Below are 24,561 nucleotides of genomic sequence, written 5' to 3'. Positions count from 1 at the left end.
CCCTCTCAGCCGGCCCGCAGCGCGGGGGCGGGAGCCGGTTCGGCGGGCATGGCCGCCGGGGCGGTGAACTGCGGGTCCACCGTGATGGTGGTGACGCCCAGCGGTGCGGTCAGCGCACGCAGGGCGGGCTCGGCCAGGCGGACCCACGCCTGGCCGCCGCCGAGGGTGGCGATGAGCCTGCGCTCGGAGGTGAAGCCGACGGCCGTGCGCCGGCCAAGCGGCGTGCGGAAGAGCCGGGTCGTGCATCCGGTCGTGCATCCGAAGGAGCCCGGCCGGACCGGGACGTACAGGAGTCCGGCCGGGAACCGTTCGGAGGGCTCGGGGTCCTCGCCGTAGGGCAGTTCTTCCATGGGGTTCCTCCCGAAGCCTGCGGCGACGCGCAGGGGCGTGGATGGGCGGTTCGCGGCCCCGGACGCGAGGAGGCGGGCCCGGGGCACATCAGCGACGTTATGCGGGGGAACACCCTGGCCGGAGCGCCCCCTGACGGGACGCTGACGGTGATCCCGAGGATGTTGACGGGACGCTGATACTCCGGGCGCAGGGACGGCATGAGGGCGGCCGTCAGAAGGACGCCAATGCAGGGTTCTCGTCGTCGGCACGGGGCGGCGGGGCCGGCTGCAGCGGGCTCTGTGGCCCTCCACGAGTCGCTACTGCGTCGCCCGCACCGCCCCCGTCCGTTCCGGCCGTCAGTCCGTCTCCTGGGAGTGCGGGGCCGTCGCGGGCGGATGGGTCGGGCGGTCCCGCCCACCGTCACGGCCGGACACGACCACGATCACCAGCCCGATGACGACGGCTCCGGCGGCGACCCGTCCGGCCGCCCTCAGCCACCACCCCGGCCGGGTCGCGCCCCCACGTCCTCCGGGAGTGCCCAGCCGTTCGGCCCGCCGGGCCGGGCTCAGCAGGCGGAGCAACAGCAGGACCGCGACGGGCAGTTGGAGCAGCCACAGGACGGTGCGCGGCCACTCCCCGTACCAGACGTTGGTTCCGTACAGCAGCGTGTGCCACACGCTCAGCACGTAGACGACGATCACGAACCGGTGCAGCCGTCGCCAGGTGTTCGCTCCGATGCGGTGCCGGACGTAGAACAGGAGCCCCAGCGGAATCGCCAGGTAGAGGGCACCCTGTCCGAGCGGGATGGCGACCTGGCCGGTTCCGGAGTCGTACCAGCCCGGCACGAAGGTGTCCGCGAAGGCCACCCACAGCCGCTCCGCCCACGCCACCTTCGTCTCGTAGCGGACGAGTTCCGCGGCGAACATCAGCGCGTGCGCGAACATCAGCGCCATCGTCGTCAGGCTCGTGGTGCGGTGCCAGCGCTCCAGTACCTGCCGGGAGACCGGCAGACGGGTGGGGCGTGGTCCAGACAGCAGCAGACCGAGCATGACCGTGCCCCAGGCCCACAACAGGCCCGACCAGCCGAACGCCTGGCTGAGCAGGTACATCCAGTAGGTGCCTGGATCGTTCATGAACGGCATGATCGCCACGGTGTCCGAAACACCCGATTTCATGCGGGCGTACAGGAACGCGAAGACAAGCGCCGTGACCACCACCGCCGCAGTCGCGTCGGGCAGGGCGGAACGCAGGTCACCGCGCAGCGCGACGCGGTCGCCAGGAGGACGTTGCCGTCCGGGCGGGACGGCTGTCCCGTCTTCGTCCGACCTGGCGTCTGACAGCATCAGGGCCTCCCGGGCACCGAGCACCGCAGCAACGGCGCGCATGTGGCGTGGGGGAACAAGTCTGGCCGAGGGGGCCAGCGATCACTGAGGCGGTATCCGGCCAGTCCTCGCGAGGAGGGGCGGCCGATCAGTGCGCTTACTCGCCTTCGCGGGCACAGCCGCGGCCCTCAGCAGGAACGGAGCAGGGTCTGGGCGCGTCCCGTGCGCTGGTAGTACACGAGCCGTCCCTGCCGTTCGCGGCGGATCAGGTCGGCGGCCAGCAGGCGTGAGAGGTGGTAGGAGACCGAGCCGGGGGTCAGGTGGTGCAGTACTGCGAGGTCCGTGGTGGTGCGGCGCTGCGCGAGGCTCTGGAGCAGCGCCAGGCGGGTCGCCCCGAGGACTGGGGCGACGGCCGGACGCGAGGCGCTGCCCCGATCGGTGACGGGAACCACGAGTTGTCCTCCGCCGGTGAGTGGCGCGTGGAGTGCGACGCGGCGCAGGTGGAACGAGGGCACCAGGGTCAGCGGCGCGGCTCCGTCCACTCGGCCCTGGTAGGGGGAGGCCATGTCCAGGCGGTCCCCCTTCCAGTCCAGCGAGGAGTGCAGGGAGGCCAGTGCCGGGCCGAGTCCCGTGTCCGCTGCCGCGCGGGCCTGTCGCTGGACGAATTCCTCGGCACCGGAGGCGATGCGGGGCCAGCTGGGAGCGATGTGTTCGGTCCACAACCGGTGCAGTTCGTCGGCGAGTCGCTCGCGCAGTTCGCTTTCGCTGGTCTCGATCAGGAGACGGGCACGGTCCCGTGCGGGGCCTAGTTGGCCGGGGCGCAGCCAGGGGCAGCGGTGGGACCGCGCCGATCCGCCCCGAGTGAGGGCGGTGAACTGCTCACCGACCCGGGTCAGGTCGGCACGGGCCAGTTCGTGCAGTTGATCGGTGATATCGGGCGCCGGAGACCGCGGGGCCGGGGTGAGCAGTTCCGGCAGGTAGACGGTGAAGGCGGTACGGACGGCGGCGAGTACGGGAAACCGGCCTGAGTGCAGAAGTGCCCGAGTGCGCTGTGCTGCCCGGTCACCGGCCGGCGCCTCGGCGGCCGCCACGAGGGCGGCGGCCAGTTCCCCGAGCGGCGACACCGCCCAGCGCAGCCCCGCCAGCCGCGCGGGGGGCATTTCGATGACGATCAACTCAGCCCCGTTCGCAAGAGTCGCCTCACACTCGCGGCAACGAGCATCACTCGCGACAACGAGCGTACTGAGCGGCTTCGTGCCCGTGGTCCGGATCAGGCCAGTACGCCGGTACCCGCCCCGGCCCGACCATTTGAAGCTGATCGAATCGTTTGGTTCCGCCGTCCCGAGCCGACTACGTTTTTGCGCATCAAGAAGGATCCGGACACTGGAGGATGAATGGGACGTCAGATGCCTGGTCTCACCCAGCGCCGCCGAGCGACCGTGCTGTCAGCGCTCACGCTTGCCGCGGGGCTGACGTTCGCTTCGGCCGGGTCGACGGCCGCGGCGGACGGCTACGGCCGTTGCCCCCACGGCCGGGCCTGCTACTTCGTCGACTCGAACGGAACCGGGGACTTCAACTACCCCACGGCCTGCGGAAACTTCCATCTGCGCGCGTACGCCGGGAAGATCTCCTCTGTCCGAACCCACGGGAACCCGGTCCAGCTCCGCGATGTCAACCAGAACCCGGTCGGCTACGTGGGCCCCTGGACCGCCACCAATCTCTCCTGGGCCGAGAACGACAAGGCGCACTGGTTCGCGGTCATCTGCTGAGCCGCCGAACCACCACCCGAGCCCGGCACCCCACGTCCCGGCATCCTGCCCCTGACAAGGAGGCACTGTGAACATCGGACGGACAGCACGGAACATCACAACCGCCCTCGCGACGGCCGGAACTCTCGCCATCGTTGCGACGAACCCCGCGAGCGCGAGTACGAGCACGGCGCAGGACGAGACCCGCTGCGCGACCATCGCCCAGGTCGACCAGAACCTGCGCATCTGCATCAAGACGGGCCCGGGCATCCCCACGCACGTCTGGGTCGACAACAAGAGCGGCGTCACCTACTTCGGAGTCCGACTGCGAGTGACCCAGCACAACGGCCCGAACGTGCGCGTCGGCGACGCCTTCACCCTCCACGCCCACAGCATCGGCAGCATGGAACAACTCGGGCTGCCCAACGGCTGCTACTACGGATCGGTGAACCTAGGAGGTACGCCCTGGTACGGCACTCCGGAACCCGCCTGCGTATAGCCCGCTCTCCGTTGCCGCCGACGGGAAGCGCGAGGGCAGGCGGCTGCGCACCGCGAGCGTCCCCGCACAACCGGGGAGCCAGCTGACCGTCGCGGTGACGGTCAGGGTGCCGTGGAGGACGGGCCTCCTCGGTCCGGCAGGCGGGTCACTCCTCCGCGTCGCGGACCAGGAGCGCGATCTGCACCCGGTTCTCGACCGCCAGTTTGGCGAACAGGCTGCCCGTGTGGGCCTTGACCGTCGCAACGCTGATGCTCAGCCGCCGGGCGATCTCCGGATTGCCCAGTCCCTCGGCGATGGCCCGAGCGGTGTCGAGTTCCCGTTCGGTCAGTGCGGCGAGTCGTGCCCGTGCCGCCTCGCGTGACGAGCCGCGGGCATGAGCGGACCGCGGGCCGGTGGCTGCGGCGATCACCCGTGCCGTGGCCGCCGGGGACAGCGCCGGATCGCCGCCCGCGACGGTCCGTACCGCTTCGAGGATCCGCGCCGGCTGGGTGTCCTTGAGCACGAAGCCGAGGGCCCCGGCGCGCAGCGCGCCGAGCACCAGGTCGTCGGAGTCGAACGTGGTCAGCATCAGTACCCGCGGCGGTGCCGGCCGGGTGAGGAGTTCGCGGGTCGCGCTGAGACCGTCCCGGCCGGGCATGCGCACGTCCATCAGAACGACGTCCGGCCGCTGCTCGTCCACGACGGTGATCGCGGCGTCCCCGTCGGCCGCCTCCGCGATGACGGTCAGGTCCGGTTCGCCGTCGATGACGAGCCGCAGCGCCATGCGTACCAGCTGTTCGTCGTCGACGATGACGACGCGCACCGGCTTCCGCTCGCCGTCCACTCAGGTGTTCCTCTCGTGCGCGGGGTCGGGCCAGGGAAGTCGTGCGGTGAGGACGTACCCGTTGTCGGGTGTGGGGTGGTGGCCGAGTTCACCGCCGGCGAGGCCGACCCGCTCGGTGAGACCGAGCAGGCCGAATCCCGATGCCGGTGGCCGAGGGCCCGTCTCGGTCGCCGGGGAGTTGCGGACGCTGACGCCGAGTCCGCAGCCGGCGCTTCCTTCGAGGGTGACCTGCACCCGTGTGCCGGGGGCGTGTTTGGCGGCGTTGGTCAGGCCTTCCTGGACGATCCGGTAGCAGGTCCGTCCGGTCACGTCGGACGGTGTCCCCGTCATGGTGGTCGTGAGGGTGACGTCCAGACCGGACGCGCGGGCGTCGGCCACCAGGTCGGGGACGCGGTCGAGGGAGGGTTGCGGTGGTTCCGGCCGGTCCGGTTCGGCCCGCAGTACACCGAGGACGTCCCGCAGTTCCTCCAGTGCCTGGCGGGAGCCGTCGGCGATGCCGCGGACCAGCACGCGATTCTCCTCCGCCGCGAGGTCGCTTCGGTGATCCAGCGCCCCGGCCTGCATGGCGACCAGGGAGATCCGGTGCGCGAGCACGTCGTGCATCTCGCGGGCGATCCGGTTGCGCTCCAGGGCGCGGGCCTGAGCCGCTCGTGCGGCCTGTTCCCGTTCCGCGCTCTCCGCCCGCTCCCGCAGGGACCGCACTTCGACCCGCCGCGCACCGAGGGCCAGGCCCGCGGCCACCGCGACGCCCGCGGTCAGCGCCGGGAACGCGAGCTGCACCCACAGGGCGGCGGGCGGCTCAGCGCCCGGGTAGAGCCCGACGGCGAATTGCGACGCGGCCACGAAGGCCGACGAGACGACCGCGATCTCCACCGGCCGGCGACGGGCGGAGAGCGAGGCCAGTGCCAGGAGCGCGGCGCCGGTGGCGAGGGCGGACGCGGGCGAGGCGATCGCGACCGCCAGCGCGACGGCGAACGGGAAGCGCCGCCGCCACAGCAGTGCCGTCAGGCAACAGAGAGCCACCAGCGGATCGCCGACGCGGAACCAGGAGCCGGGATCGGCCTCCTGCCACCGCAGCAGCACACCGACGCAGAGCCAGGTCGGAATGCCCACCGCGGCGGCCGCCGCGAGCCGCCACGTCTGCTGCCAACCCCCGAGCCGTGGCGCCACATCCGTATTCACCCGGCCATTGTCGCGACAAATAACCGCCGGTGGGGTCCGACCAGGGGCGGATATGTCCTTCGACCAGAGTCCAATGCCGCTCCCGACTCCGGACGAGGACGCCTCCAGCCGCCAGGCCGATGTGCCGGCCGGCGCCGCACGGGCAGACTCGTCGAGCCGGCCGGGACGACGATCGGTTTCCCGCCCGCCCCAGCGTCCCGCCTGCGCGGCTCCCAACACCTCATGCACACCTCAGGAGGACATCGGATGCACCGAGCCCTGGCCCTCGCCCTCGCCGCCACCGCGGTGGTGGCGGCGACGACGATCCCGGGAGTGCCGGTGGCGGCGACGCCCGGCTCCGTGCGGTGGGGCCCGTGCTCGGAGAGGGCGGCCCCGGCGCATGCCGCGGTGCCCGCCTCACCCGCTCTGGAGTGCGCGACACTCCACGTCCCGCTGGACTACCGGGATCCGCACGGCCGGCAGATCGAGATCGCGGTCTCCCGGCTGGCGAGCGAGGAGCCCTCCCAGCGCCGCGGCGTACTGCTCACCAGTCCGGGCGGTCCCGGCATCACGGGACTCGGCTACCCGGCCGTTCTCGCCGGCTCCGGGCTGCCGCAGGAGGTGCTCGACTCCTACGACGTGATCGGCTTCGACCCGCGCGGCGTCGGCCGCAGTACGCCGGTGACCTGCGATCTGACGCCGGAGCAGCAGGCACGCGGCAACGTCCCGCCGTACGCGCACACCGCGGCCGACGTCGCGCGGGAGGCGCCGAACGCCCGGACCGTCGCCGAGCAGTGCGCCACCTCACGGACGGCGTGGATGCTGCCGCACACCACCACCGCGAACACCGCGCGCGACATGGACCGGATCCGGGCGGCGCTGGGCGAGCCGAAGCTCTCGTACCTCGGCGCCTCCTACGGCAGCCACCTCGGCGCGGTGTACACGACGATGTTCCCGGGGCACGGCGACCGGATCGTGCTCGACAGCAGCCTGGGCCCCGGCGGCTACGACGTCACGGCCATGCGGTTGCTCGCCCGCGGCATGGAGGACCGGTTCCCCGACTTCGCGGCGTTCGCGGCCGCGCATCCCGAGTACGGTCTGGGCACCACGCGGAGGCAGGTGACCGCGAAGTTCTTCGATCTCGCGGCACGGCTGGAGGCGAAACCGCTCCAGGGCTTCGACGCGACGTCGTTCCGCGGGTTCACGTTCGACCGCCTTTACAGCGATGCGGACATGCCCCTGGTCGCCGAGACCTGGCAGGCACTCGACACGGGCCGGCCGCCGCCTGTCACGTCGCCGTTTCCCGGCATGGAGAACTTCATGTCCGCCCGCTTCTCCGTGATCTGCGGCGACAGTCGCTGGCCGGAGACGGTCCGGGAGTATCAGCGCAACGTCGCGGTCGACCGGCTGAGGTACCCGATGCTGGGCGGGGCCACGGCCGGCATCGGACCCTGCGCCTTCTGGCCGGACGAGCGGGTCGAGCCGCCGGTGCCCATCGGCGGCCGCGGCCCTTCGAACGTGCTCATGGTGCAGAACGAGCGCGACCCGGGAACGCCCCTGACCGGCGCCCGGAAGCTGCGGCGGGCGTTCGGGGGCCGGGCCGCGATGGTGACGGCCGACCAGGGCGGACACGGCGTCTACCCCTTCGGGCCCAACACCTGTGCGAAGGACGCGGTGACGATGTTCCTGACCGTCGGGAAGCGCCCGTCGCGGGACGTCGCCTGCGCGGCGGAGCCGGTCAAGTAGAAGGAGTGGGTGGCGTGTTCGAGGAGTGGCGGCATCGTAGGGCGGTGCGGCGGGTCGAGCCCGGGGACGGGCGGCCGTTGAAGCGCTTCCGCTGGTGGCAGACGCTCACCCGCGCGCTGTTCCATCTTCAGTTGATCGACGACGGCCGGCAGACGCTCTACACCGTCGACGTCAGGCATCAGAATAGGTCGGAGGGCCACGTCAGGGCCCACCTGTACCTCGACGGCAGCCATCACGCGCAGTCCAGAGTCCCCGCCGTCTTCCCCGTCCTGGGCGGCACCGTCGAAGTGAGGACGAGCGCCTTCGGGCTCAGGCGCTGCCACTACGTCACCGCCGAGGGGACCGTGCGCCAACTCGTCCCGGACCCCGCCTCCGCCGAGGGGCGCCGAGCGCGTCTCGACCGCGCTCACCCCGCGTTGAGCCGCTGCGTGGGTTTCCTCTCGTCGGGTGTGCTCGCCGTCGGCCTGGTTCTCCTGATCCTCCAGCTCGCCGAGCAGATCACCCGTTCACCGGAGGGGGTCGCCCGGTACGTCGGGACGTTCACCTCGCCCATCGGCCTGCCGGCCTGGGGCAACGCCGTCGTCGGGCTCGCCACCGTGGCGGCCAGCACGGAACGGGCGCTGCGCCTGCGCTACCACTGGCTGCTCGACGGCGGGGCGGGCTGATCTAACGGGTCCGGTCGTACGGCCGGCCATGCGTGACGCCCGCCGAACGACGGCCCATGACGGGCTCGGCCAGCAGCCTCGCCGTGCCGCAGAGTGTCTGCCCGTGCCGGGCGAAGAGGCCGTCGCGCGAGTCGAAGTGGCCGAGGTCGTCCAGGACGTGGGCCGACAGGTCGCACGGGGTGCCGGTGGCCGGACAGGCGGTCGTGCCGTCCCAGTCGATGGCGGTCCTGGACAACGCCTCGAACAGCGTCTCCGTGCCCGCGTTGGTGAAGCCGGCACCGCTCTCGCTCAGCTCGTCCAGGCCACCGAACAGTTCCGAGGCCGCCAGCCAGGGCCCGGCGGCGTGGTCGGGCGGTGTCAGGACCCCGATGCGGAACTCCGGCCATGCGAGCACCACCTGCTCGGGAACGGCCCAACGGAGCCGGGGAAAGCGCGGGTACCAGAACCTGCCGTCGACCAGCAGGCCACGCACGCGGGTGGCCACTCCGGCCGCCCTCGCGACGGACTCCAGCACGGCGAGGCGCTGGCTGCACGAGCCGCGCCGGCGGCGCAGTACCTCCGACACGGGACGCTCGTCCTGCACCGAGTACACCGGCCGCACGGATGCCGCGATCCATCGATGGGCCCGTCGCAGGGTCGCGATCCGGTGGCCGGGACCGGCGGCGGCCTCCGAGCCCGGGGGAACGTCGATCCGCCGCAGCAGCGCGGCCACGTCCGGATGCCGCCAGTCGAGGATCCGCGTCGGGGCGACGCTCCCCAGGGCCGTCCCGGCCCCGGCCGTGCCGGTACGACCGCGGTTTCGCGGCATGAGCAGCGAGCTCGTCACAAGGGTGACCCTCTCTCCGGCAGCCTTCAGGCGGTGGATGCCATCCTGTCAGAGAATCTGAACACGTTCAATTATTGCGGCGGGGAGAGGGGACGGACCGTCGAGCCGCGAGGCGGCCCGGCTCAAGGGCGACGCGGACGTACCGGCACGGCGGGCGTGGTGGCGTCGTCACACCGTGAACTCCCGGATCACGACGTTCCGGAAGACTGCCCGGCCGCCCACCGTGAACAGGGCCAGCCCTGTGTCGATCAGGTAGGGGAACACCTCCGAGGAGTGCGTGTACCGGCCGTCGTCGACGAACATCTCCACCGACGTCCGGTCGACCAAGATCCGCAGGCGCACCCGCCGCCCGGCCGGGTCGAAGGGGCTGTGGCTCTCCTGCCACTTGCCGGAGGTGTCCGGGTTCACCGCCGCGCGACGGTTGACGAAGGCGTAGTCCTGGTACACGCCCGCGTCGACGTGACGCGTCCCGTCGCCCGACCGGCGCAACTGGAGCCCGGCACCGGTCAGTTCGTCCCAGGTGATCTCGCAGGTCACCTCGTACGCCGTCCCTCGGTAGTCCAGCACCCGGGTGCCGTCGACCTCCCGTGGCGCGGTCCCGGTCAGCCTGGAGCGAGGCGGCTGAGGCGCTCCCAGGACCGGTACAGCTCCGCCTGGGCCTGATCCATCTCCAGGACGTGATCGAAGGACTGGCTGCCGACGATCAGCCGTCGGGGCGGGTCCGGCAGTGCCGCCAGCTCCATGATGACCGGGGCGGCGGTGTCCGGCTCCGGGGCGACGGCGTCACCCCACATCGCCTCCATCTCGGCGCGCAGGGACTGGTACTGCGCCAGGGGTTCGGTGTGCGTGGTGCCGGTGGTGAACAGGCCGGTGTTGTAGCCGCCCATCTGCACGATGGTGACCTTGATGCCGAACCCTTCGACCTCCATGGCGAGTGCCTCGCTCACCGAGTCCAGCGCGGCCTTGCCCGCACCGTAGAAGCCGACGGTGGCCATGCCGCCGCCGCTGCCCATCGAGGTGACTTGGAGGAGCCGTCCGCCACCTTGGGCGCGCAGGTGTGGCAGGACCGCCTGGGCCACCCACACGGCGCCGAAGAAGTTCACCTCCATGTGCGCCCGGATCTGCTCCTCCGTGGCTTCCTCCACCATGCCGTAGAGCATGGCGCCGGCGTTGTTGACGACGACGTCCAGCCTCCCGAACGCGGCTGCCGCCCGCTCCACCCCGTCGAACACCGTCCGGCGGTCGGCGACGTCCATCGGAAGCGCGACCAGGTGGTCGGGATACTTGCCGGCCAGCTCCTCCAGGGGCTCGACATCGCGGGCGGCGGCCACTACGCGATCGCCGCCCGCCAAGGCGGCCTCGGTGAACGCTCTCCCCAGACCGCGGGACGCACCAGTGATGAGCCATACTCTCGTATCCGCCATGATGCATCACCCTCTGTAAACGAAACGAATCGTCTCGGATCACTTTCCTAGAACGTAGGGCACGCGATCACGGAAATCAATACGGTTCGTCTCGTTCCACAACGTGGGTAGGCTGGACCCATGTCCCCAGAGAACGGTCCTGATCACTCCCGGCGCAAGGAACGGTCCCGGCAGGCGATCCTCGCGGCCACCCGTGCCCTGGTGACGGAAGAGGCGTACGAGAAGGTCACGATCGAGGCCATCGCCGCCCGCGCCGGCGTCGGCAAGCAGACGATCTATCGACGATGGCCGTCGAAGAGCGCGGTCGTCTTCGCCGCCCTGCTGGCTCTGAGCGAGGATGCGGACGGGCGGTCGGTCACGCTGCCGGACACGGGCGACCTCGAAGCCGACCTCAAGCTCGTCATGCGCGCCACGGTCGAGGAATTCGCCGACCCCTCCTTCGACAAGCTGATCCGCGCCCTCAACACGGAGATCGCCAACGACGCCGCCCTGGCGGCCGAGTACCGCGAGAAGCTGGCCCGGCCGCTGGACGAGGCCAAGAAGACCCGCCTGCGCAGCGCCCGGCAGGCAGGCCAGCTCGCCCCTGACGCCGACCTCGACCTGGCCCTCGAGATGCTCTACGCCCCCCTCTTCCAGCGGTGGCTGCACCGTAGCGGTCCGCTGACCACCGCATACGCCGACTCGCTCGTCGACGCGACCCTCAGAGCCTTCGGCCCCTGATCAGGAGGGGGGAGGGAGACCGCTTCCCGCGGCATGGCCGTCGCCCCGACCCCTGGCGAGCCCACCGCAGCGCCGCCCATGAACTCCAGCGGTCAGCTGCCCTTCGTGCGGGCGTAGTGGCGCTGCGCCTTCGCCCGGTTGCCGCAGCCGGCCATCGAGCACCAGCGGCGGGTGCCGTTCTTGGACACGTCGTAGAAGTGCAGGACGCATTCGGGGTTGCCGCATGCCCGGATCCGTTCGGGCCGCTCGGTGAGCAGCCGCAGGTAGTCCTGGGCCGCCTTCCAGGCGGGCAGCCAGGAAGGGGCGTCGACCTCGGTGAACGTGGCCGGTCCGTCGGTCGTCAGCAGATGGCCCGTCCGCCCGTGGGCGAGGACGGCGTTGAGGGCCTCGATGGCGTGCGGGGCGGGCTGCCGCGGTCCCGAGATGGCCGCGTCGAGGGCCGCGCGGGCCTGGAGGAGCCTCCGGCGCGTTTCCTCGTCCACCGGGACCGGTGCGTCGTCGAGGGCCTGGCGGACCAGCGGGCTGCCGAGCCAGACCGCCAGCCCGTCGAGTGAGTCGAGCAGGTCGTGGCGGCCCGCGGCGTCGATCCAGCGGGTGTTGAGCAGGTCGATGCCGAGGGGTTCATCGGTCAGCGGGCGAGGGTCGGCGCCCGGGGTCGGCGGCACGGTGCGGCGTCCTTCCTTCGCGGTCACGGCGGGAATTCACAGCCATCGTAACCGGTCATCTCCTGATCACCGGTTGACCGCTCGCGAACCTAACCCTTAAAGTCACTTTCACCGGTTACGAGATCCCGTCTCGTGACGATGAGTGAAGGCATGAGGGACCATGACCGAGGCAAAGACCCTGCAGACCGGCCACGTGGGGCTGAACGTCACCGACATCGACCGCTCGCTCGCCTTCTACCGCGCCGTCTTCGACTTCGAGGTGCTGGCCGAGGGCAAGGAGGACGACCGCCGCTGGGCGTTCCTCGGCCGCGACAACCAGATGTCGGTGACGCTGTGGCAGCAGAGCGCGGGCACGTTCACCACCGACCGGCCCGGCCTGCACCACCTGTCGTTCCAGGTGGGGACCATCGACGAGGTCAAGGCCACCGAAGAGGTGCTGCGCGGCCTGGGCGCCGGGTTCAGCTACGACGGCGTCGTGCCGCACGGTGAGAACGGTGCCTCCGGCGGCATCTACTTCACCGACCCCGACGGCATCCGCCTGGAGATCTACGCCCCCACCGGCGCCGACCCGGCCGACGCCCCCACCCCTGGCGCGCCCACCTGCGGCTTCTTCTAGGAAGCCTCCCCGGCCCACCCCGAAAGGAGCTCCCGTGGCCACCTATCACAGCGGCGAGACCGCCGTGCAGGAGCGCGCCGGTCTCACCACGGAGGCGGGGTACGCGCTCGGCGGCATCGGTGCGACGGTCCCGCCCGTCGCGCGGGAGTTCCTCGCCGAACAGCCGCTGATCGTGCTGGGCGGGGCCGACCTCACCGGCCGTATCTGGGCCACCCAGATGACAGGGGCACCCGGGTTCATCCGGGTGCCCGACCCCCGCACCGTCACGATCGACGCCCTGCCCCTGCCGGAGGACCCGCTGGCCGACATCCTGGCCCCCGGGTCCCGCCCACGGATCGGAATGATCGCCATCGAGCCCGCCACCCGGCGCCGGATGCGCATCAACGGCCGGGCCCGCCGCGAGGGCGACGTTCTGCACGTCGACCTCGACCAGGTGATCGCCAACTGCCCCAAGTACCTGCAGAAGAGGGACCACGTCGAGATCCGGCCGGGCGGCGACGACGCAGCCTTGCCCCGTACGGTCGTCGGCGGCACCGAACTCACCCCGGCCCAGCAGCGGACCGTGCGCGAGGCGGACACCTTCTTCGTCGCCACCGCCTCCGACCAGGGCGACGCGGACGCGTCGCACCGCGGCGGCAACCCCGGCTTCGTCCAGGTGCTTTCCCCCTCCCTGCTGCGCTGGCCCGACTACATCGGCAACGCCATGTTCCTGACCCTGGGCAACCTGCTGGTCAACCCGGCGGCGGGGATCCTCGTCCCGGACTGGGAGACGGGTTCCACCCTCCACCTGTCCGGCACCGCGCGCACCGTGTGGGACCCCGAGGAGATCGCCAGGGTGCCCGGCGCGCAGCGCCTGGTCGAGTTCACCGTCGAAGCCGTACGGGAGATCACCGCGGCCTCGCCGCTCCGGTGGAGCAGCCCCGCGTACTCGCGCTTCAACCCCCCGGCCGGCTGACCCCGGCCGCACCTCACCCACGACCCCTACGGAGCGACCATGCGGATCACCGTGGACATGAACCTGTGCGACAGCCACGGGCAGTGCGTCTTCGCGGCGCCGGAGATCTTCTCCTTCGACGAGGACGACTACCTCGTGTACGAGGCGGCCCCCCGCGCCGCGCTGCTCGACCGGGCGGAGAAGGCCGCAGCCGTCTGCCCGGCCCGCGCCATCACCCTCTCGCGGGCCGCCGCGTGAGCGGCGACGACCACCGCCACCTGGTGATCGTGGGCGCCTCGCTCGCGGGACTGCGGGCGGCGCAGACCCTGCGCGAGCGGGGTTTCACCGGCACCCTGACCATCGTGGGCGGCGAACCGCGCCCGCCCTACGACCGGCCGCCGCTGTCCAAGCAGGTACTGACCTCTCCGGGCCGGCCGGACGGGGTCGAACTGCCCCTGCCCGAGGGACTCGACGCCCGCTGGCGGCTCGGGCGGGCGGCGGTCCGCCTGGACGTTGCGGAGCGCACCCTCGCCCTGGCCGACGGCGCGCTGCTCCGGTACGACGGGCTGCTCATCGCCACCGGAGCGGCCGCCCGCGGCTGGCCGGCCGCCCGGCCCGCGCCCCCGGCAGGCGTGGTCACCCTGCGCACCTGGGACGACGCGCTCGCCCTGCGGGACGGGCTGGTGCCCGGACGGCGGCTCGTCGTCATCGGCGCCGGCTTCCTGGGCGGCGAGATCGCCGCCGCCGCCCGGGAACGCGGGCTCGACGTCATGCTCGTCGAAGCAGCGGCCCAGCCCCTGAAACGCGCTATCGGCACCACCGGGGGCGCCTACATCGCCGCGCTCCACCGCGCGGCGGGCATCGATCTGAGAACCGGGACCACCGTCGAGGGCTTCCTCGCCGGGAGCGACGGCCGGATCACCGGCGTCCGCCTCTCCGACGGCCGTACGGCCGCGGCCGACCTGGCGGTGCTGGCGCTGGGCGGGGTGCCGTCGGCCGGCTGGCTGGCCGGTTCCGGCCTTGCCCACGACGGCGGCGTCCACTGCGATCCGTGTCTGCGTGCCCTGCGCTCCGACGGTTCGGTCGCGCCCGGTGTGGTCGCGGCCGGCGACGTGGCCCGCGTACCGCAGCCGCTCGCCGACGGCGAGCGGCTGGCGCTCGGCCACTGGACCAACGCCGCGGCGCAGGGCGCCGCAGCCGCCGCCACGCTCCTCACCGCCCAGGATCCCGCCGCGACCCCCGAACCGTTCGCGGCCGTTCCGTCCTTCTGGTCGAACCTGCACGGCGCCCGGATCCGCTCGGTCGGCCTTCCCTCCGTCGCCGACGAGGCGCGCGTCGTGGAGCACGACCTGACGGCACGCCGGCTGGAGGTCAGCTACCACCGGGCGGGCCGACTGGTCGGAGCGCTGACCATCGGACGGACCGGACGGCTGGCGTCGTACCGTTCGGCGCTGGAAGCGCGTTTGGCCTCCGGCCTCCACAGACCACCTGTTCAGGCGGTTGTGAGCGGTCCCGGCCCGATGCCGGCCGGGGTGTGAGCGCGTCAGGGAGCGCAACGGTGTCACCGTCGGCGGAACGGGTCACCATAGTCGGGAGCGGACCGCCGTCATCGCGTCACGGTCGCTTCTCCGTCGTGACGGTGAACGGTCCGGAGGCGAGGGCCACGCACGGCGTGACGTCGCTCGTCTCACCCGCCGCCAGGCCCGTCTCGCACAGCCGGCCGCCGCTCTCCCGCAGGTCGAGGTAGAAGCGCGTGGTCCTGCCGTCCTGCTTCAGGCCGTGGATGTGCTCGTCGATGTAGCCGAGGTCGTTGAGGGTCTTGCGGACCGTGGCGGGAGTGGGCTGCGCGACCTTCTGCAGCGCCTCGACGATGCGCTGCTCGTGGTGGACGCTCGCGCACCAGTCGCGGTCGTTCAGCTCCGCCTCGGGTCCGGTGGGAGGGGCGGGTTCGATGGGTTCGGCCGGGGGCCTCTCCCCGGGGGCGAGGCTCTGCGTCGGCTCCAGGTCAGCCGGTTCCGCGGGCGGTACCGACGGCTTCCCGCCGGGCGCGGGGCACGTCTGCGCGTACGTGGCGAGCATCGCGGCGAACGCCTCCTGCTCGGGGGACGGATGCGAGGGTCTCTCCTGAGGGGTGAGGTTCTTGGCCGACTCCCTTTGCGGGGTGCCGTCGTTCAGCTCGCTTCCGCAGCCGGTGAGTGCCAGGGAGGTGAGAGCGGCGAGGGAGACGGTCGCGAGGCCGTGGCGGTGGCGGGCGAACACCTGGGTGGAGAAGCGGTTTTGCGTCATGGGGAGAGTCTCCGGCCGTGCCGCTCGCCCCGCTTGAGTACGCGTACTCATCCCTGCGGATCATCGGCTTCGGCGGCCGCCGTGTGTCCGGTGTGTGTCATCGTGCGGGGGCGTCGGGGGCGGCGCGGTGGTCTCGTGACGGCCTTGTCGTAGGCGGTGGATACCCTGCGGCCATGAGTAACGCGATATGGGATGCCCTGGCGGCGACACCCCTCCCGGAAGTGCGGCGCCGCGCGGCCGTCGTGGACGACCTCACCGGCGTCGAACCGGTGGCGGTGACCGGCGCCCACCGGCTGGCCTGGAACGACGGCGGCGGCCAGTCCGCGGTCTGGTACTTCACGGAAGACGGCCGCGTGCTCCTGCTGACCTTCGACCACGAGTCGGCGCTGAACCTGTACGCGGAGGATGACTTCGCCCTGCAGGAGTCCTTCTACGAAGGCGTTCCCGCGTCTCTCGTCGCCCTGGTCCGCGACCGCCCCGAGAACTACGAGTCGCTGAACCTCACGGACTCCGCGACGGGCCGGACGATCCACTACGCGGGCGGTGTCTTCTGGTACGACGGCACGCGCTGGCACGTGTCCGACGGTCTGGCGGAGTACTGCCGGCGCGAGGACGTCGACCTCTTCGGCGAGTCCGGCTTCGACTACTGCCTGGACGTCTACGGCTTCGGCCGGGACTTCACCCCGGAGACCCTCGTGGCGATGCGGGACGAAGACGGTGAGTACACGGACGAGAAGGAGAAGGAAGCGGACCTGGCCGGCGTCCGCGAAGCCTTCGCCCGACACGGCTGACACGCCACCGGTGCCGCCCGGGCACGGCACGCGGTACTCCGTCCCGGGCTACGGTTCCAGCCGCGCGACCGCGCCCGTCTCCAGGGCCACCCACAGCGCGCCGTCGGAGCCCACGGTGATGCCGTGCGGCTCGGACGACGGTGACGGCAGGCCGTACTCGGCGATCTCGCCGCTGTCGGTGATGCGGCCGACGCGGTTGGCTCCCCATTCGGTGAACCAGCATTCCCCGGCGGCGGACGCGACGATGGCGTGGGGTTTGGCGGTGCGGTCGGGGAGCGGGAACTCCTTGATCGCACCGTCCACCGAGATCCTGCCGACCTGGCCCGCCGCGATCTCGACGAACCACAGGGCGGTGCCGTCGCTGGTGATGCCCACGGGTGCGGCGCCGGGGGCGGGGAGCGGGTGTATGACGATGTCCCCGTGGACCGTGATGCGGCCGATCGCGTTCGCCTGGTTGAGGGTGAACCACAGGGCACCGTCAGGGCCCGCGGTGATCATCGAGGGAAAGGCGCCCGTACGGGGAAGGGCGAACTCGGTGATCTCTCCGTCGCAGGTGATGCGGCCGATACGGTCGGCGTTCATCTCCGTGAACCACATCGCACCGTCGGGGCCGGCCGTGATGCCGAAGGGGCCGCTGTCGGGCGTCGGTACGGGGAAGGACTCCGTCGCGCCGCCGGTCGTGACGCGGCCGATCCGGTGGTCCTGGGAGCGGGCGAACCACAGTGCTCCGTCGGGCCCGGGGGCGATGACCGTAGGGCGGCATGCGGGCGAGTCCAGGGGGTGTGCGTCGAGTTCGCCGTCGAGGGTGAGACGCGCGACGCGGCCGCTGTGCACGAAGGTGAGCCACAGCGCACCGTCAGGTCCGGTCGCGATGCCGTAGGGCCCGGCATCCTTGTCCGCCACGGGGATCTCCCTGATGGCCGGGGCTTCAGAAGGGTGCACAGGGACTCCTCGGGTCACGACGGGGAGTTCGATCGATCTCTCTTCCGGACACCACCGCACCCTGCCTGCCGCCGGGGAGCCGGCGCAACCGCATTTCTCACCCGCCCGTCTTCCCCGCCGCGGCGACCGACGCGGGTCGGCGGGGTGCCGCGAGGACGTCCCGGAGCACGTTCTCGAGCGTGACGCGGGACAGCTCGTTCCTCAGGGTCTCCTCGATGCCCTCGTAGATGCACTGCATCGCCGGCTGGATGCCGTGACCCACCACGCATTCCTGGTCCGGGGTGGTGCGGTGCATCGCGAACAGCGGGCCGGGTTCCACCGCCTCGTACACGTCGAGCAGGGTCATCGCGTCCAGCTCGCGCGCCAGCGACCAGCCCGCGCCCACGCCTCGCCGGGACTCCACGAGCCCGGCCCTGCGCAGCTCGCCGAGCAGCCGTCTGATCACCACGGGGTTGGTGTTCGCGCTGGCAGCGATCTGCTCGGAGGTGGCGACCTCATGGCCCTGGCGTTGGTAGAGACCGATCCAGGCCAGCGCGTGGGCGGCGATGGTCAGTCTGCTGTTGGCGCTCATGGACTCCGCTCCTCCTCCCGGCCGCAACGCTTCATGTTACGACAGCCTTGTCGTAACAACAAAGGTTGCGACAAGGCTGTCGTAACCAATACTGTTGCGACTGCTGGACGTATTCATCAGAGGGTCGATCAACGAGGAGAGAAGAATGAGCAAGCCACTCATGGGCAAGGTCGCCCTGGTCACCGGAGGGTCGCGCGGGCTGGGAGCCGCGACCGTACGGCTGCTGGCCGAGCAGGGCGCAGACGTCGCCTTCACCTACGTCAGCTCCGCGAAGCAGGCGCAGGCCGTCGTCGACGAGGTGCGGGGCGAGGGAGGGAAGGCCGTCGCCTTCCAGTCCGACCAGGCGGACACCAGCCGGGCTCCGGCACTGATCGACGACGTGGTCGCGCACTTCGGCGGCCTGGACATCCTCGTCAACAACGCGGCGATCTCCGTGGCCGGCACGGTGGACGACCCGGACGCCGACACCGCCGCACTGGACCGGATGCACGCCACCAACTACCTCGGCGTGATCGCCGTCATCCGCGCCGCCTCCCGGGTGCTGCGCACGGGCGGCCGCGTCATCACGGTCAGTTCCGGACTGGGCTCCCGGGTCGGCACCCTCGGCCTCGCCGACTACTCGGCGACCAAGTCAGGGATCGAGAGGTACACCATGGGCGTCGCACGCGACCTCGGGCCCCGGAACATCACGGCCAACGTCGTGGAGGCCGGACTGATGGAGGGCGGCATGCAACCGCCGACACCCGAGGTCCTCGAGACCCTGGTCAGCTCGCTGTCCCTGCAGCGCGTGGGGCACCCGGACGAGATCGCCGCGGCCATCGCCTTCCTGGCGAGCCCCGCCGCGTCGTACGTCACGGGCGCGGTGCTGGACGCCCACGGCGGCTACAACGCCTGAACCACTCCCCCTGGCTGCGACCGGGCACCGGCGGGGCAGCCGAGCCGGGGGCGACGAGCGCGGTCTTGTCAGTGAGCGGTCACCCGGATAGGACTGTCCCTGTAACTGATCACCGGGCGGTGACACCTGTACACGTACGTCGCCTGCTCGGCGATGCCGTGTGCGCGCGGGGCGCGGTGCCGTGAGGCCGGCCGGCGCCACGGTGGTGTCGGTCACCGGACACAGGGTGCCTCAGGTCTCCGTCTTCCCTCGGGCCACGGTCCGTTGAGGCTTGCGAGAAGATGGGGCAGCTCATGGATCACGCACAGTTCACCGGAGTGAGCCGACGCCGCGTCCTCGGCACGGCGGCCGGGCTCGCCGTCGCCGCCGCGGCCCCGTCCGCCGCGACCGCGGTCGCGGCGGACTCCGCGCCGGCTGCCGCACGCCGGCGCGGACACGCGGCGCGCGTGACGATCACCCGGGACGACTGGGGCGTCGCGCACGTCAGGGGCGAGAGCGACGCCGACGCCGTCTTCGGCATGATGTACGCCCAGGCCGAGGACGACTTCAACCGCGTCGAGACCAACTACCTGGTCGCCCTCGGCCGCCTGGCCGAGGCCGAGGGCGAGAGCGCGATATGGCAGGACCTGCGCCAGCGGCTCTACCTCGACCACGCGGAGCTGAAGAAGGCGCACGCGCGCTGCCCCGCCTGGCTGCGGGCACTGACCCAGGCGTGGGCGGACGGACTGAACCACTACCTCGCCACCCATCCCGAGGTGCGCCCCCGGGTCATCCGCCGCTTCGAGCCCTGGATGCCGCTCAGCTTCTCCGAGGGCAGCATCGGCGGCGACATCGAGTCCATCCCGCTCAACCGGCTCGAAGCCTTCTACGGCGGGAGGGACCTGCCCATGACCGACGAGGAACGCGGTCTGACGTTCCGGGAACCCACCGGCTCGAACGGCATGGCGATCGCACCGAGCCACACCCGCGACGGCCACGCGCTGCTCCTCATCAACCCGCACACCAGCTTCTTCTTCCGCGCCGAACAGCATGTGACGAGCGAGCAGGGACTCGACGCCTACGGCGCCGCCACCTGGGGTCAGTTCTTCATCTACCAGGGCTTCAACGCCGACACCGGCTGGATGCACACCTCCAGCGGCGTCGACAACATCGACAACTTCGCCGAGACGATCGTGACCGGCGACGACGGCAAGCTCTACTACCGGTACGGCGACGAGCTGCGCCCCGTGACCACCAAGCGGATCACCCTCTCGGTACGCGCCGAGGACGGCCGCCAGGACAAGCGCCGGTTCACGACCTACGCCACGCACCACGGCCCGATCGTCCGCGAGGAGGACGGCAGGTGGATCGCGTGCGCGCTCATGAACAAGCCCGTCGACGCGCTGAAGCAGAGCTACCTGCGTACCAAGACGCGGGACTACGACGAGTACATCGGCGTCGCGGAACTCAAGGCGAACAGCTCCAACAACACCCTCTTCGCCGACTCCAAGGGCGCCATCGCCTTCCTCATGCCGCAGTTCATGCCGGAGCGTGACGACCGCTTCGACTACCTGAAGACCGTCGACGGCAGTGACCCGGCGACCGACTGGAACGGCCTGCACAGCCTGGCGAGCATGCCCCAGGCCGTGAACCCGAAGAACGGCTGGGCGTTCAACACCAACAACTGGCCCTGGACCGCGGCGGGGGACGACAGCCCCGACGCGGCCGACTACCCGCGGTACTTCGACCGGTTCGGCGAGAACCCGCGCGGACCGCAGGCGATCCGGGTGCTGAGCGCGCGCAGGGACTTCACGCCCCGGACCTTGATCGACGCGGCTTTCGACCCGTACCTCACCGCGTTCGCCCGGCTGGTCCCCGGCCTCGTCGCCGCCTGGGACGCGCTGCCCCGGGGCAGCGCGCGCAGGAAGCGGCTGACCGCCCCGATCGCCCTGCTGCGTGACTGGGACACCCGGTGGTCCGCCGGGTCCACCGCCATGTCGGTGGCCGTGTTCTGGGGCGAGGACCTGTGGGCGATGACCGCCCGGGCGGCGGCGGACGCCGGGCTGTCCGGCTGGGACTACATGGCCGAGCGCGCCACCGACACCCAGCGCCTCGACGCCCTGGAAACGGCGGTGGCCCGGCTGGAGCGGGACTTCGGCAGCCAGGAGGTGCCCTGGGGCGACATCAACCGCTACCAGCGCAACGACGGCGCGATCGTCCAGGAGTTCAGCGACGACAAGCCGAGCGTCCCGGTCCCCTTCGCGTCGTCGCGCTGGGGCTCGCTGGCCTCGTTCGGGGCCAGGAGCTACCCGGGGACGAAGCGGTACTACGGCACCAGCGGCAACAGCTTCGTCGCGGTGGTGGAGTTCGGGCCCCGGGTGCGCGCCTGGGCGGTGACGGCGGGCGGCGTCAGCGGCCACCCCGACTCGCCGCACTTCGCCGACCAGGTCGAGCGATACGCGAGCGGCGACCTGCGGCGGGTCTACTTCCATCCCGACGAGCTGGCGGGTCACGTCGAGCGCAGGTACCGGCCGGGCGACTGAGCGGCGGGCGCTCCCCCGCACCCCGCCCGCACTCGCGTGACCTGTCCCTCTCCCGCTCGCATCGTCAAGAGGTGAAGGCACGACGGCCGCGGGCGGGCGTCGGCGACCGGGCCCGTTCAAAGTATTGACATGTGCATTACTGAGGCTTTACGTTCCCGCCATCTGAGAGCGCTCTCAGACTCTTCTCCTGTGAAGACTCGAGGTGCCCCATGCCATCCCCCCGCACCAGACCGGCAGCAGCCCTGCTGCTCACCTCAGCCCTCGCCGTCGTCGGCCTGGGCCCGGCCGCCGCCCCGGCGGCCGCCGCGACCGTTCCCGTCGGTTCCGGCAGCTACTCCGACACCCGGCCCCCCGGCACGTCGGGCCCCACCACCAACACAGGAACACCCGTCACCCCCAAGGTGACCGCCACCGCCCGGAACCGCCCCGTCCCCACCAACGACTGGTGGTCCTCCCTCGCCTTCCAGCGCTACGGCGACAACCCGTACTCGACCCCCATGTACGGGCACCCCCTCACCTACCAGGCCACGGCCGGCGGGCTCGACGTCGGCTACCCGACCTCCCCCGCGATCGTCGGGGACGGCCGCCAGTACGAGTACGCCCACAAACGCGACCTCACCATCGGACTGGCCGGCCTCAACTCTCCCGACACCAAGGCCGACAACTGGTCCGACTGGACGGTCACCCCCTACTGGTCCGACGGCGCCCGCACCCTGCGCACCACCATCGGCCACGGCTCCCCGTTCGTGTACGCCAAGGGCTCCGGCGGCAACGCCCAGATCACCACCGCCGGCACGCCCACCGTCTTCGCCGACCAGGGCAACGTCCTCGGCATCACCGTCGCCGGGCACCACTACGCCCTCTTCGCGCCGACGGGCAGCGACTGGAACGTCGCCGGGACCACCGTCACCGCCGGTCTCGGCTCCAAGGACTACTTCTCCGTGGCCGTGCTGCCGTCCACCGACGCGCTGGCGACCTTCCGGAAGTACGCCTACAGCTTCGTCACCGACTCCAAGGTCGCCTGGAACTACACCGGCGGCACCGTCAGGGCCACCTACACGCTCACCACCGAGGCGCAGGAAGGCACCGAGCGCGGCACGCTCCAGGCGCTCTACCGCCACCAGTGGCTGAACACCACGGATCCCCTGACCTCCTACACCTACGTCTCACCGCGCGGCACCATGAAGGTCCGCGAATCGGCCTCCTTCACCACCAGCCAGAAGGCGTCCGCGGTGCTGCCCGCGCTGCCCAAGTCGAACGGCGTGGACACCGCCCGGCTGCGCGGATACCTGAACGAGGTGGTGAACGCGGCCGACCCCTTCTCCGGCGCCTCGGACACCTACTGGACCGGAAAGGCCCTCGGCCGTCTCGCCCAACTCGTCCCGCTGGCCGAGCAGGCAGGTGAGACCGGCACCCGCGACCGGCTGCTCGGGCTGCTCAAGGGCAAGCTCCAGGAGTGGTTCACGGCGGGCGGCGCGAACGAGTTCAGCTACGACAGGGACTGGAAGACCCTCACGGGTTACCCGGCCTCCTACGGCAGCGACACCGAACTCAACGACCACCACTTCCACTACAGCTACTACGTCTACGCGGCGGCGATCGTCGCCCAGTACGACCAGGCATGGGCCGCCGACTCCGCCTGGGGCGGCATGGTCAAGACCCTGGTGCGGGACGCCGCCAACCCCAGCCGCACCGACGGCGCCTTCCCCTTCCTGCGCGGCTTCGACGTCTACGCGGGCCACAGCTGGGCCTCCGGCCACCAGGGTTTCGCCGCCGGCAACAACCAGGAGTCCTCCTCCGAGTCCACCAACCTCAGCGCGGCCCTCGTCCTGTGGGGCTCCGCCACGGGCGACACCTCACTGCGTGACCTCGGCACCTACCTGCTGACCACCGAGTCGGAGTCGATCGCCCAGTACTGGTTCGACGCCGACGAGCAGGTGTTCCCCTCGTCCTTCGGTCACGGCACGGCCGGGATGGTGTGGGGAAGCGGCGCCGCCTACGCCACGTGGTGGACCGCCAACCCCGAGGAGATCCACGGCATCAACGTCCTGCCCGTGACCGGCGGATCCCTCCACCTGGGCGGCGAGAAGGCCGCCGTCCGGCGCAACATCGCCGAGATGGAACGGGAGAACGGCGGTCCGGCCGTCGAATGGCGCGACATCCTCTGGGAGTTCGAGTCCTTCGCCGACCCGGCCGCCGCCAAGGCCAAGTGGGACGCGGGCAACGCCGGCTACACCCCGGAGCAGGGGGAGTCCAAGGCGCACACCTACCACTGGATCAACACCCTCGACGCCGTCGGTGCCCCGGACGCCACCGTGACCGGTGACATCCCCACCTCCGCCGTCTTCACCAAGGGGACGACCCGCACGTACGTCGCCCACAACCACGGATCGTCGGCTCGAACCGTCACCTTCTCGGACGGCAAGAGCCTCTCCGTACCGGCTCGTTCCACCGCGAGCGGCACCGGGAGCGGTTCCGGGGATCCCGACCCCGACCCGCCGGCCGGGAACACCTTCCAGCTCCGCGGCGGTGGCGTCCTGACCACGGCGACCGGCGGCACGCCGGGCAGCGACACGATCCCCTCCGGAGGCGGCGCCAACCACGACGGCACCCCGTACCGGCCCCTCGTCTACGAGGTCCGCGGCGTCAGCGGCACGCTCACCCCGGGGGCGGGGACCGCCTTCCGGCTCCAGGTGGACGCCGGCACCGCGGTCGGCCTCGGACAACAGGCCCGGATCAGCTACGACCTCACCGGCGACGGCTCCTTCGACCGGACCGAGACCTACAACTACTTCGCCACCGACCCGGTCAACGGCTGGGAGGAGTACACGCAGGCGCGCGGCCTCAAGGCGTCCACGGGCACCCTGGGCGACCTCAGGGGCGGCACCGTACGCCTCGAGGTCTGGAGCGCCATCGGCAACGGCGCCACACAGCTCCAGACGAGCACGGACAAGTCCGTGGTCGTGATCCCGTACAGCTGAACCGGCGATGTCGTGCGGTGGGCGACGGTGTCGGTCCGTTGCCCACCGCACCGGTGTGCCCGACGGCGATGTCGTCGCGCTCTCTCCCGCCCCA

Annotated in this window: 24 protein-coding genes and 1 pseudogene; 13 read left to right on the top strand and 12 right to left on the bottom strand. The window is 71.4% G+C overall.

Annotated elements, in window-relative coordinates:
• Positions 1–5: 5 nt before the first annotated feature.
• The 3 genes from ACFIF2_RS08535 to ACFIF2_RS08525 form a co-directional block, all read right to left on the bottom strand.
• Positions 6–350, bottom strand: a complete 345-nt coding sequence (locus ACFIF2_RS08535) for an SAV_915 family protein (RefSeq protein ID WP_395571917.1) — start codon at positions 348–350, stop codon at positions 6–8.
• 336 nt (positions 351–686) lie between these two features.
• On the bottom strand, positions 687–1,673 hold the full coding sequence (locus ACFIF2_RS08530) for a ferric reductase-like transmembrane domain-containing protein (protein WP_395571916.1): 987 nt from the start codon (positions 1,671–1,673) through the stop codon (positions 687–689).
• 167 nt (positions 1,674–1,840) lie between these two features.
• On the bottom strand, positions 1,841–2,812 hold the full coding sequence (locus tag ACFIF2_RS08525; RefSeq protein ID WP_395571915.1) for an ArsR/SmtB family transcription factor: 972 nt from the start codon (positions 2,810–2,812) through the stop codon (positions 1,841–1,843).
• Between the two features lie 234 nt (positions 2,813–3,046).
• Between ACFIF2_RS08525 and ACFIF2_RS08520 the strand changes: the two genes are divergently transcribed.
• Positions 3,047–3,421 carry a hypothetical protein gene (locus tag ACFIF2_RS08520; protein ID WP_395571914.1) on the top strand — a complete coding sequence of 125 codons (375 nt, stop codon included), beginning with the start codon at positions 3,047–3,049 and terminating at the stop codon, positions 3,419–3,421.
• A 67-nt stretch (positions 3,422–3,488) separates the two neighbouring features.
• Positions 3,489–3,899 carry a hypothetical protein gene (locus ACFIF2_RS08515; RefSeq protein ID WP_395571913.1) on the top strand — a complete coding sequence of 137 codons (411 nt, stop codon included), beginning with the start codon at positions 3,489–3,491 and terminating at the stop codon, positions 3,897–3,899.
• A gap of 145 nt (positions 3,900–4,044) precedes the next feature.
• On the opposite strand, the gene ACFIF2_RS08510 is transcribed toward ACFIF2_RS08515, so the two are convergent.
• Complete coding sequence (locus ACFIF2_RS08510; protein WP_395571912.1) at positions 4,045–4,722, bottom strand: response regulator; 678 nt, start codon at positions 4,720–4,722, stop codon at positions 4,045–4,047.
• Complete coding sequence (locus tag ACFIF2_RS08505; RefSeq protein WP_395571911.1) at positions 4,723–5,904, bottom strand: sensor histidine kinase; 1,182 nt, start codon at positions 5,902–5,904, stop codon at positions 4,723–4,725.
• A 246-nt stretch (positions 5,905–6,150) separates the two neighbouring features.
• Here ACFIF2_RS08505 and ACFIF2_RS08500 point away from each other — a divergent pair, with 246 nt between their 5' ends.
• Both ACFIF2_RS08500 and ACFIF2_RS08495 read left to right on the top strand, forming a co-directional pair.
• Positions 6,151–7,629: an alpha/beta hydrolase gene (locus ACFIF2_RS08500; RefSeq protein WP_395571910.1), complete on the top strand. Its 1,479-nt coding sequence runs from the start codon at positions 6,151–6,153 to the stop codon at positions 7,627–7,629.
• A 14-nt stretch (positions 7,630–7,643) separates the two neighbouring features.
• A complete protein-coding gene (locus tag ACFIF2_RS08495) occupies positions 7,644–8,294 on the top strand; it encodes a hypothetical protein (protein WP_395571909.1) in 651 nt (216 codons plus the stop codon).
• A gap of 1 nt (position 8,295) precedes the next feature.
• Here ACFIF2_RS08495 and ACFIF2_RS08490 read toward each other — a convergent pair whose 3' ends face one another.
• The 3 genes and pseudogenes from ACFIF2_RS08490 to ACFIF2_RS08480 form a co-directional block, all read right to left on the bottom strand.
• Complete coding sequence (locus tag ACFIF2_RS08490) at positions 8,296–9,120, bottom strand: transglutaminase domain-containing protein (RefSeq protein WP_395571908.1); 825 nt, start codon at positions 9,118–9,120, stop codon at positions 8,296–8,298.
• A 168-nt stretch (positions 9,121–9,288) separates the two neighbouring features.
• Positions 9,289–9,705, bottom strand: a pseudogene (locus ACFIF2_RS08485) (GH32 C-terminal domain-containing protein); the annotation flags it as partial.
• 17 nt (positions 9,706–9,722) lie between these two features.
• Positions 9,723–10,544: an SDR family NAD(P)-dependent oxidoreductase gene (locus ACFIF2_RS08480; RefSeq protein WP_395571907.1), complete on the bottom strand. Its 822-nt coding sequence runs from the start codon at positions 10,542–10,544 to the stop codon at positions 9,723–9,725.
• A 120-nt stretch (positions 10,545–10,664) separates the two neighbouring features.
• Here ACFIF2_RS08480 and ACFIF2_RS08475 point away from each other — a divergent pair, with 120 nt between their 5' ends.
• Positions 10,665–11,264 (top strand): TetR/AcrR family transcriptional regulator, encoded by a 600-nt coding sequence (locus ACFIF2_RS08475; protein ID WP_395571906.1) that lies wholly within the window; start codon positions 10,665–10,667, stop codon positions 11,262–11,264.
• Positions 11,265–11,356: 92 nt separating this feature from the next.
• On the opposite strand, the gene ACFIF2_RS08470 is transcribed toward ACFIF2_RS08475, so the two are convergent.
• Positions 11,357–11,929 carry a CGNR zinc finger domain-containing protein gene (locus ACFIF2_RS08470; protein WP_395571957.1) on the bottom strand — a complete coding sequence of 191 codons (573 nt, stop codon included), beginning with the start codon at positions 11,927–11,929 and terminating at the stop codon, positions 11,357–11,359.
• A gap of 160 nt (positions 11,930–12,089) precedes the next feature.
• Here ACFIF2_RS08470 and ACFIF2_RS08465 point away from each other — a divergent pair, with 160 nt between their 5' ends.
• Genes ACFIF2_RS08465 through ACFIF2_RS08450 form a run of 4 tightly spaced genes read left to right on the top strand, consistent with a single transcriptional unit; the run spans position 12,090 to position 15,017 of the window.
• Positions 12,090–12,545 (top strand): VOC family protein, encoded by a 456-nt coding sequence (locus tag ACFIF2_RS08465; protein WP_395571905.1) that lies wholly within the window; start codon positions 12,090–12,092, stop codon positions 12,543–12,545.
• Between the two features lie 34 nt (positions 12,546–12,579).
• Positions 12,580–13,500, top strand: a complete 921-nt coding sequence (locus tag ACFIF2_RS08460) for a pyridoxamine 5'-phosphate oxidase family protein (protein ID WP_395571904.1) — start codon at positions 12,580–12,582, stop codon at positions 13,498–13,500.
• Between the two features lie 39 nt (positions 13,501–13,539).
• Entirely contained in the window at positions 13,540–13,737 is a 198-nt protein-coding gene (locus ACFIF2_RS08455; protein ID WP_395571903.1) for a ferredoxin, read from the top strand.
• A complete protein-coding gene (locus ACFIF2_RS08450) occupies positions 13,734–15,017 on the top strand; it encodes an NAD(P)/FAD-dependent oxidoreductase (protein WP_395571902.1) in 1,284 nt (427 codons plus the stop codon). Before ACFIF2_RS08455 ends, ACFIF2_RS08450 begins: the two co-directional genes overlap by 4 nt.
• Before the next feature lie 76 nt (positions 15,018–15,093).
• On the opposite strand, the gene ACFIF2_RS08445 is transcribed toward ACFIF2_RS08450, so the two are convergent.
• Complete coding sequence (locus ACFIF2_RS08445; RefSeq protein ID WP_395571901.1) at positions 15,094–15,765, bottom strand: hypothetical protein; 672 nt, start codon at positions 15,763–15,765, stop codon at positions 15,094–15,096.
• Positions 15,766–15,938: 173 nt separating this feature from the next.
• Here ACFIF2_RS08445 and ACFIF2_RS08440 point away from each other — a divergent pair, with 173 nt between their 5' ends.
• A complete protein-coding gene (locus ACFIF2_RS08440) occupies positions 15,939–16,556 on the top strand; it encodes a hypothetical protein (protein WP_395571900.1) in 618 nt (205 codons plus the stop codon).
• A gap of 48 nt (positions 16,557–16,604) precedes the next feature.
• Here ACFIF2_RS08440 and ACFIF2_RS08435 read toward each other — a convergent pair whose 3' ends face one another.
• Positions 16,605–17,498, bottom strand: coding sequence for a virginiamycin B lyase (locus ACFIF2_RS08435; RefSeq protein ID WP_395571899.1), 894 nt, complete (start codon positions 17,496–17,498; stop codon positions 16,605–16,607).
• Between the two features lie 97 nt (positions 17,499–17,595).
• Entirely contained in the window at positions 17,596–18,069 is a 474-nt protein-coding gene (locus ACFIF2_RS08430; RefSeq protein ID WP_395571898.1) for an Rrf2 family transcriptional regulator, read from the bottom strand.
• A gap of 145 nt (positions 18,070–18,214) precedes the next feature.
• Between ACFIF2_RS08430 and ACFIF2_RS08425 the strand changes: the two genes are divergently transcribed.
• From ACFIF2_RS08425 to ACFIF2_RS08415, 3 genes are all read left to right on the top strand, one after another.
• Complete coding sequence (locus ACFIF2_RS08425) at positions 18,215–18,964, top strand: SDR family NAD(P)-dependent oxidoreductase (protein ID WP_395571897.1); 750 nt, start codon at positions 18,215–18,217, stop codon at positions 18,962–18,964.
• Positions 18,965–19,257: 293 nt separating this feature from the next.
• Complete coding sequence (locus ACFIF2_RS08420) at positions 19,258–21,486, top strand: penicillin acylase family protein (RefSeq protein WP_395571896.1); 2,229 nt, start codon at positions 19,258–19,260, stop codon at positions 21,484–21,486.
• 209 nt (positions 21,487–21,695) lie between these two features.
• Positions 21,696–24,467: a glycosyl hydrolase gene (locus ACFIF2_RS08415; protein WP_395571895.1), complete on the top strand. Its 2,772-nt coding sequence runs from the start codon at positions 21,696–21,698 to the stop codon at positions 24,465–24,467.
• The last annotated feature ends 94 nt before the right edge of the window (positions 24,468–24,561 follow it).

The organism is Streptomyces sp. BK79 (assembly GCF_044142145.1).
GTDB lineage: Bacteria > Actinomycetota > Actinomycetes > Streptomycetales > Streptomycetaceae > Streptomyces.
This window is presented reverse-complemented; position numbering and strand designations above follow the sequence as displayed.

Coding starts and splice junctions, on each gene's coding strand:
- ACFIF2_RS08535 (WP_395571917.1), bottom strand. CDS start 350: ATGGAAGAACTGCCCTACGGCGAGGACCCCGAGCCCTCCGAACGGTTC.
- ACFIF2_RS08530 (WP_395571916.1), bottom strand. CDS start 1,673: ATGCTGTCAGACGCCAGGTCGGACGAAGACGGGACAGCCGTCCCGCCC.
- ACFIF2_RS08525 (WP_395571915.1), bottom strand. CDS start 2,812: ATGCCCCCCGCGCGGCTGGCGGGGCTGCGCTGGGCGGTGTCGCCGCTC.
- ACFIF2_RS08520 (WP_395571914.1), top strand. CDS start 3,047: ATGGGACGTCAGATGCCTGGTCTCACCCAGCGCCGCCGAGCGACCGTG.
- ACFIF2_RS08500 (WP_395571910.1), top strand. CDS start 6,151: ATGCACCGAGCCCTGGCCCTCGCCCTCGCCGCCACCGCGGTGGTGGCG.
- ACFIF2_RS08480 (WP_395571907.1), bottom strand. CDS start 10,544: ATGGCGGATACGAGAGTATGGCTCATCACTGGTGCGTCCCGCGGTCTG.
- ACFIF2_RS08475 (WP_395571906.1), top strand. CDS start 10,665: ATGTCCCCAGAGAACGGTCCTGATCACTCCCGGCGCAAGGAACGGTCC.
- ACFIF2_RS08465 (WP_395571905.1), top strand. CDS start 12,090: ATGACCGAGGCAAAGACCCTGCAGACCGGCCACGTGGGGCTGAACGTC.
- ACFIF2_RS08455 (WP_395571903.1), top strand. CDS start 13,540: ATGCGGATCACCGTGGACATGAACCTGTGCGACAGCCACGGGCAGTGC.
- ACFIF2_RS08445 (WP_395571901.1), bottom strand. CDS start 15,765: ATGACGCAAAACCGCTTCTCCACCCAGGTGTTCGCCCGCCACCGCCAC.
- ACFIF2_RS08440 (WP_395571900.1), top strand. CDS start 15,939: ATGAGTAACGCGATATGGGATGCCCTGGCGGCGACACCCCTCCCGGAA.
- ACFIF2_RS08430 (WP_395571898.1), bottom strand. CDS start 18,069: ATGAGCGCCAACAGCAGACTGACCATCGCCGCCCACGCGCTGGCCTGG.
- ACFIF2_RS08425 (WP_395571897.1), top strand. CDS start 18,215: ATGAGCAAGCCACTCATGGGCAAGGTCGCCCTGGTCACCGGAGGGTCG.
- ACFIF2_RS08420 (WP_395571896.1), top strand. CDS start 19,258: ATGGATCACGCACAGTTCACCGGAGTGAGCCGACGCCGCGTCCTCGGC.
- ACFIF2_RS08415 (WP_395571895.1), top strand. CDS start 21,696: ATGCCATCCCCCCGCACCAGACCGGCAGCAGCCCTGCTGCTCACCTCA.